General features: G+C 72.8%; 8 protein-coding genes. 2 read left to right on the forward strand and 6 right to left on the reverse strand.

The genetic code is table 11. The features are described from left to right. Positions 1 to 71: 71 nt before the first annotated feature. The 4 genes from CA984_RS23450 to CA984_RS23465 form a co-directional block, all read right to left on the reverse strand. Entirely contained in the window at positions 72 to 1,145 is a 1,074-nt protein-coding gene (locus CA984_RS23450; protein WP_086575721.1) for a VOC family protein, read from the reverse strand. A gap of 84 nt (positions 1,146 to 1,229) precedes the next feature. Continuing rightward, on the reverse strand, positions 1,230 to 1,943 hold the full coding sequence (locus CA984_RS23455; protein ID WP_086575722.1) for a TetR/AcrR family transcriptional regulator: 714 nt from the start codon (positions 1,941 to 1,943) through the stop codon (positions 1,230 to 1,232). Between the two features lie 229 nt (positions 1,944 to 2,172). Beyond that, on the reverse strand, positions 2,173 to 2,736 hold the full coding sequence (locus tag CA984_RS23460; protein WP_242676127.1) for a hypothetical protein: 564 nt from the start codon (positions 2,734 to 2,736) through the stop codon (positions 2,173 to 2,175). A gap of 28 nt (positions 2,737 to 2,764) precedes the next feature. After that, a complete protein-coding gene (locus tag CA984_RS23465) occupies positions 2,765 to 3,178 on the reverse strand; it encodes a hypothetical protein (protein WP_086575724.1) in 414 nt (137 codons plus the stop codon). Between the two features lie 172 nt (positions 3,179 to 3,350). Between CA984_RS23465 and CA984_RS23470 the strand changes: the two genes are divergently transcribed. Further along, positions 3,351 to 4,775, forward strand: a complete 1,425-nt coding sequence (locus CA984_RS23470) for a sensor histidine kinase (RefSeq protein ID WP_086575725.1) — start codon at positions 3,351 to 3,353, stop codon at positions 4,773 to 4,775. Next, entirely contained in the window at positions 4,772 to 5,374 is a 603-nt protein-coding gene (locus CA984_RS23475; protein WP_086575726.1) for a response regulator transcription factor, read from the forward strand. Before CA984_RS23470 ends, CA984_RS23475 begins: the two co-directional genes overlap by 4 nt. Positions 5,375 to 5,620: 246 nt before the next feature. Here the strand turns inward: CA984_RS23475 and CA984_RS23480 are convergent, their stop codons facing one another. Both CA984_RS23480 and CA984_RS23485 read right to left on the reverse strand, forming a co-directional pair. Next, entirely contained in the window at positions 5,621 to 6,256 is a 636-nt protein-coding gene (locus tag CA984_RS23480) for a TetR/AcrR family transcriptional regulator (protein ID WP_086575727.1), read from the reverse strand. A gap of 215 nt (positions 6,257 to 6,471) precedes the next feature. Then, entirely contained in the window at positions 6,472 to 7,458 is a 987-nt protein-coding gene (locus CA984_RS23485; RefSeq protein ID WP_086575728.1) for a LacI family DNA-binding transcriptional regulator, read from the reverse strand. Positions 7,459 to 7,744 lie beyond the last annotated feature (286 nt).

The following is a 7,744-nucleotide window of genomic DNA, read 5'->3' on the forward strand; positions in this document are numbered from 1 at the left end:
GCCCCCTCCGGCCGCCACGCCCCTTTCCCGGTCACTCCTCCGGAGGGCGTTCCGCGATACCCGGGGAATGGTCACGGCCTTCTCTCCGGCCGGCCGGCCGTCCCTGCGACGGCGGCCCCTCCCCCCGTCTCACCGGAGGACGAGCCCGCCGAGGGAACCCGGCTCTCCTGCCGGAACACGATCGCGACGCCGAGCGCCGCGCGGGCCGGCACGAAGATCTCTCCTGCGGCCGTCCTTCCGAGCGGGACCCCGGTCTCGCGCAGGAGGCGCCCGGTCGCGGCGAGGTCACGCACCGCCACCGTGTAGGCGACGAACGCGGGCAGCGCCGGAGCACGCTCGCCCGGCAGCAGGCCGGCGAGGGCCGACCCCGCGACCAGGACGACCTCCGCGCCTTCGAGGTCGAACACCCGTACGGGCCCGGCCCGCCGCGCCGGCCGGCCCAGATACCTCTCGTAGCGTCGCTCGACCTCGGGCAGTTCCGCGTCCTCGACGCACATGACGCACCCGAGAAGGTCGACCGCGCCATTGGGGTGGTCCATGTGCCACCGCGCTTCGGCCACCTCGGGAGCCGGATCGCCGGCGAACCCGACCCTGCCCTCCGGCACGCGGCCCCGCGCCATGCCCGGCCCGGGACCGTCGATCTCCAGATAGCGGACGGGCTCCGTCCGCGTGCCGCCCGCGGTCTCCACCGGACGCCGCACGGTGTGCACGCCGCCGTGCCCGACACCGTCCGCGCGCAGCCGTACGGCGGCGCCGTCGAGGTCGGGCGAGTCGAACATCAGGATGTGCATGCCCTCGAAGCGCCGCAGGCACGCGGCCAGATTCGCGGCGGTGCCGCGGACCGCCGCCACGAGCCCAGGCAGCCTGTCGTCGGGAACGCGGAGCGGGACCAGACGGGCGTCGGCCGGAACGCGCCCGGTCGCGCCGTCGCCGACGACGGTCACCAGCTCGATGAAGTTACGCGGGAAATACACGTGGGTGTTCGCCGCGCCGAACGGCTCGGCGGGCGCGCCCACGACCGCCGGCAGCGCGGGACACGACGGCGGGGGCAGCGTGAAGCCCAACCGGCGGTACAGCCCGAGTGCCTGTCCCATGTCCGTGACGACGTGGCCCACGTGATGCAGGCCGCTGACATCGTGATCCATGCCGGGGTCACCTCTCGTTCCCGTGATGGGCCGTGAGCCGTCGCGTGGCCGGGGTCCGCTCCGACCACGCGACGGCTCACGAGGTCATTCGCCGGTGATCCCGCGGGCCGCGTCCCGGTACTCGCGGGCGAGCCGCTCGAAGATCTCGATCACCTTCGCCGCGGCCGTGGCGAGATCCGCCGTGGAGGGCGGCGCCGCGGGTTCGAACGTCCGGCGCAGGGTGTCGGCCAGGTGATCGGCTTTGTCCTCCAGCCCGAGCGCGGTGCCCGGAGGCAGCAGCGGCTCGATGGCGAAGAAGCCGAACACGATGGTCGGCAGCGAGTAGTCCAGGTCCTCGGGGCGCAGGCCCGCGCGCAGCAGGCCGTGCTCGATGAGCACACCCAGGTATTCGCGGGAGGCGACGAGTTTGGCGCTCTCCAGCGGCCTCCTGGAGGGGCTGGACAGGAATTTGCCCAGCGTTTCGTCATCCCTGGTGAAGATGGCCCGCAGCACGGGCCTCCGCATCGCCTCCACGAAGAACCGGCGCATGTACCTGTGCAGCGTGATCTGGGTGGGGTCGGCCCGCATCGCTGCCAGCACCGCCTCGATCATCTCGACCGCCTCCCGCGCGCCGACCGCGAGGAAGAGCTGCTCGCGCGTGCGCCAGTGCAGGTACACCGTGCCCTTGCCGACGCCGGCGTGTTTGGCGATCTCGTCGATCGTCACCCGCCGGTATCCCCAGCGCAGCAGCAGGTCCTTGGCCGCGTCGAGGATCCGGTCGGCGCGTGCGCCCTGGCCGGTGTGCCGGGGTCCGGCCATGGAATGTCTCCTCCGCCGCCGCGTGGCTGATGACTGATGACTGATGACTGATGACCAAATTAGCATTCTGGTCATCATCGGCCAAGCCCTTCCCGGGGATCTTTCCGCCACCTCCTCCGTCTCGGCGTGATGCCATGCGTTCCGGGGCCCGGTCAGGTGGGCGCTCCGGGGCCGGGCGGCGGCCAGGTCCCCGCCCTTGCCCGGCGACGTCCGGACCCGTGCGCGCCGCTCATGCGAGGAACACGAGCTGCGCGGCGATGAGGACGTCGAGGACGGCGCACAACTCCGCGTACGAGCGCGATACGACCGTGTCCCTCCTGAGGTGGACGAAGTCCCAGAGGCCGTGCAGGAACCAGCCCGCCGCCACCAGATAGCGGCCCAGGTCGGGTTCCACCACCAGCGCGGTCAGTACCAGCGCCCCGAACCCGATCATCCCCAGGGCCTGCACCTGGAACGCGCCCGAGCGGCGCAGGTCACCGGCGGCGGCGCCCCACACCATGACGGCAAGCGCCACGGTGGCGAACACGGCCGGTACGGCGACCACGTCCAGCATCCGCAGGACCAGGTAGAGGGCGACGAGGACCAGGAGCACCGGCCACGACGCCTCCCGCCGCTGGATCTTGGCCACCACGAGGTAGAGCAGGGGCAGCAGCAGCAGGACCTCGGCGAGCGGGGTGACCCCACCCGCCGAGGAGCCTCCGGCTGTCGCCGCCAACAGCCCGACGGCCAGGGCGGTCGGCCATCGCCGCAGCACGACCCTCCAGCGGGAGCGGCGCGGCGGGACCTCAGACACGAGCGGGACCTCAGACACAGGCGGGACCTCAGACACGGGCGGGACCTCCGTACTCGTCGCGGCGGCGGAGCATCACCAGAAGCATGAGCGGGAGCATCACGACGTGCTCCAGCATGAGCAGCGCGTCGCCCGGGATCACGCCCGTCCACAGCATCGGGAACAGCACGAGGGCCGGGACGATCATGGACCCGACCATCTCCAGCGTCGCGGCCCAGCCGTGGCCCCGGTAGCGCATCCAGACGATCATCCCGGCGGACATGTCGACGGCCATCTCCAGGGCGGCCACCTCCGGTCGCGCCGGGAACTCCAGGCCCGTGAGCGCCAGGCCGGCGCGCACGGCGGCGCCGAGCACCGCCATGCCGACGAACATCGCCGCGATCATCTCCAGGTAGTGGCGGAAGAAGGGCCACCAGCCGTGGCCGTGGGCGGCTCTCGCTCTCATCTCGTGCTCCTCCGGTGTAGGGGGTTGGGGTGTGCGAGACCCAGACTGCGGGAGAGCGGGATCCGCCAGTAGTGCCGAACTGGCACGTCCCGGCATGGGCATGTCACGAAATCTCGTGACATTTGTCATCGGGGCGCTCCATACCCCCTGCGACGCGGGGGACAATGGCCGCGTGCGTGACGGGTCGAGCGAGCGCGGGACGGGACTGAGCGGTTTCCGCCGCTACACGTGGTGGAGCCTCGCCGGGAGCATCACGGTCTCCCTGGTGCTCCTCGTCAGGCCCTGGGCCATGGACGAGGGCGCGGCCCCCTGGGTCAGGGGCGCAACCGGCCTGGCCCTGGCCGTGCTGGTCGTGGCCGTCGTCGTGCTGCTCGGCCGCCGGCTGCCGCGATTACCCGGCGACGCCCAGGACCGGACCGGCGCCTCGGGTGCGCGTGAACGGGCCGGCGGGCCGCCGGTGGGCTGGCTGGCGGCGGGGGGCCTGGCGGCGGCCGTGTTGGGCGCGGTCCCACTCGCCCTGCGCGATGACGGGCTGTGGGCGACGGCCCCGGCGGTGATGGTGTCGATCACGGCGACTTTCCTGCGGCCGGCGCACCGCCGTACCCTCATCGCCGGCGCGGTGGTCGCCGCGGCGGCGCTCGGCGGGTCCGTGGCCCTCGCCTCAGGGGACACCGAGTGGCTGCTCGCGGGGGCCTTCCCGGCCGGCATGGTCGCCTCCGTCGCCTGGATGGCACTGGGCATGCTGTGGGCCTGGGACGTCGCCGACCGACTGGACCTGGCGCGGTACCTGGCCGCCGAGCTGGCGGTCAAGAACGAGCGGCTGCGGTTCGCCGCCGACCTGCACGACATCCAGGGACACCACCTGCAGGTGATCGCGCTCAAGAGCGAGCTGGCCGAGAGGCTCGCCGAGGCCGCCCCCGGCCGGGCCGCCGCGGAGATGCGGGAGGTGCGGCGGCTGGCGGCCGACGCACTCCGCGACACCCGTGCCGTGGTGCAGGGATACCGGCGCACGACCTTGGAGGACGAGATCGCCAACGCCGCGAAGGTGCTGGCCGCCGCCGACATCGACACGGCCGTGGACCATGGCCGGGCCACCGGGGCGGGCACGCTGCCGGAGCCCGCCCGCCACATCCTGGGCCTGGTGATGCGCGAGGCCACCACCAACGTGCTGCGCCACAGCCGGGCCCGACAGGCGTACATCGCCTACGACGTCGAGGACGGTCGTGCCCGGCTCCGGATCGGCAACGACGGCGTCGAGGACGGTCGTGCCCGGCTGGAGACCGACGACGGGAGTGTCCTGGCCGGCCCTGCCCGGCCGGGAGCCGATGACGGGACTGCCATGGCCGGCCCTGCCCGGCCGGGAGCCGGGGACGGGGGTGTCATGGGTGGCCGTGTTCGGCTGGGAGCCGGTGGTGACGGTGACGCCGAGCGGCCCCGGGCGGGGGCAGGCCCCGGCACCGGGCTGCGCTCCCTGGCCGAGCGGCTGGAGCGGGTCGCCGGCACGCTGGACTGGCGGTGCGACGGTGACCGGTTCGAGGTGGTTGCCTCGCTGCCCGCCGATGCGCGGGCGTACCCGGCCGAGGCGGGCGCGCGGTGATCCGGTTGCTGATCGCCGACGACGAGGACCTCATCAGAGGAGCCCTGGCGGCGCTGCTCGCGCTGGAGGACGACCTGGACGTCGTCGCAGAGGCGGCCACCACCACGGACGCGGTACGGCTGGCACGCGAGCGGCGGCCGGACATCGCCGTGCTCGACCTGGAGATGCCGCCCGCCGACGGGCTGCGCGCCGCGCAGGCGATCCGCTCTGAGCTGCCCACCCGGATCGTCCTCGTCACCCGACACGCCCGGCCCGGCGTGCTGCGCCGTGCCCTGGCCGCGGGGGTGAGCGGGTTCGTGCCCAAGACCACGCCCGCCACCCGGCTGGCCGAGATCATCCGCGACGTCGCCGCCGGCCGGCGCTACGTGGACCCGGACATCGCCGCCTCCGCGCTGTCGGAGGACGACTGCCCGCTGTCCGAACGGGAGCTGGAGGTGCTGCGCGCGTCACGGACGGGCGCCTCGATCAACGAGATCGCGGCACAGGTCCATCTCGCCCCCGGCACGGTGCGGAACTACCTGTCGGCGGCCATGGCCAAGCTCGGCGCCGGCTCCCGGCACGCCGCCGCACACCGCGCCTGGGAGGAGGGCTGGATCTGAGTCCTGTGGTCGGACTGGCATGACCACATCAGCGGGGTGACCTCGCAGGACTCGACGGACCCACCGCCGGGACCGGGTGTGCGGCGACCGCCAGGACTCCAGCACCGCCCGCCCGGCATCGGCCGGTCATGATCCGATCGATGAGCGGTCGTCTGCCGTGGACGCTCAGGCGGGCGTTACGGCGGGACACGAAGACCTCCGTGTGCGGTGTGAAGCCCGGACACCTCCGTCACATCGGGGTCTTCGCTATTGATCGGGCCCGACTGCCGGCGACGCCCGTGGTCGATACGCCGGGAGAGCGGGCGGCCGCCGGAGATGGATGCCGTTCTCCAGCGTGCGGAACACGGCAGAGGCGACGCCGTGGCGCGGCCGCCTCCCCCTGGCGGCCTCCTCGCATCCGGTGTACACCAGAGCCCACAGCGTGTGCTCGATCCAGGCGGCGCCGACCTCCGGGTCGAACACCCCCTCGGCCTGCCCCCGCTCGATGAGGTCGATCACCGGCCGGCCCGTGAAGGCCGTCCCGCCGCCCGCCTGGAAGCCCGGCGGGACGTGCGGATCGCCGTACAGGAACCGCAGCCGGTCACCGACGTCCACCAGTGCCGCGACGAGCCTGCGCATGGCCTCCAGCGGTGGGCCCTGGTCGAGCGCCGCCCCGTTCAGCGACCGGTCGACCGCTTCGAAGGAGTCTTCGACCACCGCTCTGACGAGCTCCTCGCGGTCGGGGAAGTAGCCGTCCAGAGTCGTACGGCCGACGCCCGCGGCCTCGGCGATGTCCGCGAGCGTCGCGGTGCGGTCACGGGCGAGCACTGAGGCGGCCACGCTCAGGATGGCGCGGCGCGTACGGCCCCGAGCCCCGGGCTCGGGCGTTGCGGTGCTGCTCATGATCGAACCGTAACACCGGCCTCCCCCGCTGAAAGGCCGGCGAGTTTCAACGGAAACCCATGCCACGAAGCGGCGAGCGGCGCCCTCGCGCCGCTCGTGGAGAGAAGCACGGGCACGGCCGGCGGAACCGTCCGGCGCCACCGGTGACCGCACCGCCGGCGGGCGGACCGTCGGCGGGCGGACCGTCGGCGGGCGGACCGAGCGGACCGGGCGGGTCAGCCGGGCAGGCGGGCGGCCGTGCTCTCTCGCACGACGAGCTCGGGCTCGATCATCCGGTGCGGCGCGCCGGCCCTGCCGTCGATCCGGTCGAGAAGCAGCTGGAAGGACAGGCGGCCGACCTCCGCGAAGTTCTGCCGGACCGTGCTCAGCGGCGGCCAGAGGTAGGCGGCCTCGGGGACGTCGTCGAAACCGACGACGCTGACGTCCTGGGGCACCTGGCGCCCCGCCTCGCGGAGCGCCCGCAACATCCCGGTGGCCATGTGGTCGTTGGCCACGAAGACCGCGGTGACCTCGGGGTCGCGGGCCAGGCGCTTGCCGTGCTCGAAGCCCGAACGGGCGCTCCAGTCGCCGAGCAGCGGCTCGGGGATCTCACGCCCCTCCGCCTCCAGCACCGAGCGCCAGCCCGCGATGCGCCCGCTGGCGTCGATCCAGTCCTGCGGCCCCGATACGTGCCAGACGGTCCTGTGCCCCAGGCTGAGCAGGTGCTTGGTGGCCCGTACGGCGCCGGTGACCTGATCCACCGCGGCGACGGGGACCGGCAGGTCGTCGCTCGCGCCGACCACCACCGCGGGAAGGTCGGGCGGCAGGTGGCGCAATCCGTCGGCGGCCGACTCGTGGGGGGCCACGATGACGACGCCGTCGACGGACTGGAAGCGGAGCCGGTCCACGGCCTCGCCGATGGATCGCCTGCTCAGTGCGCTCACGCTCACTGTCGTGACCAGGTAGTCCTCCGACCGGGCGGCCTGTTCGATGCCGTGGAGCGTCGAGGCGGGGCCGTACAGGGTGGTGTCGAAGCTGACCACGCCGAGCACCCCGGAACGGCCGGTCACCAGCGAGCGGGCGGCGGAGTTGGGCCGGTAGCTCAGCTCGCGCACCGCGTCGAGAACGCGGGCCCGGGTGTCCGGGCGCACCTTCTCAGGGGTGTTGAGCACGCGGGAGACGGTCATCGCCGAGACGCCCGCCCGCTCCGCGACGTCTTCCATAACGGTGGCCCTCGTGCGTTCGGGGAACGCCTCTCCAGATACCTGCTGGGTCAACCTGCCCGCCTCATCGAAGTTGTTCCTAGGGTATCCGACTGTTTGCGCTAACAGATCGGATGCACGTCGTGACGAGGCTTACCGCCATCATAACCACTCTATCTGCGAGAACGAGGGGATTGATCAATCCTCTCCTCGCAAATGGATGATAGCGATAACATCATTTGATCCACATCGGCGCCTCGCCCCAGCCGCCAAGCTCACGGGAACGCCGGAACGCCCCCGATCCCCC

Source organism: Streptosporangium minutum (assembly GCF_002149035.1).
In the GTDB taxonomy this organism is placed as follows: domain Bacteria; phylum Actinomycetota; class Actinomycetes; order Streptosporangiales; family Streptosporangiaceae; genus Streptosporangium; species Streptosporangium minutum.

What these genes read in the sequence shown, in the direction of transcription:
- CA984_RS23450 (WP_086575721.1), bottom strand. Translation starts at nt 1,145, where the DNA reads ATGGATCACGATGTCAGCGGCCTGCATCACGTGGGCCACGTCGTCACG.
- CA984_RS23455 (WP_086575722.1), bottom strand. Translation starts at nt 1,943, where the DNA reads ATGGCCGGACCCCGGCACACCGGCCAGGGCGCACGCGCCGACCGGATC.
- CA984_RS23465 (WP_086575724.1), bottom strand. Translation starts at nt 3,178, where the DNA reads ATGAGAGCGAGAGCCGCCCACGGCCACGGCTGGTGGCCCTTCTTCCGC.
- CA984_RS23480 (WP_086575727.1), bottom strand. Translation starts at nt 6,256, where the DNA reads ATGAGCAGCACCGCAACGCCCGAGCCCGGGGCTCGGGGCCGTACGCGC.
- CA984_RS23485 (WP_086575728.1), bottom strand. Translation starts at nt 7,458, where the DNA reads ATGGAAGACGTCGCGGAGCGGGCGGGCGTCTCGGCGATGACCGTCTCC.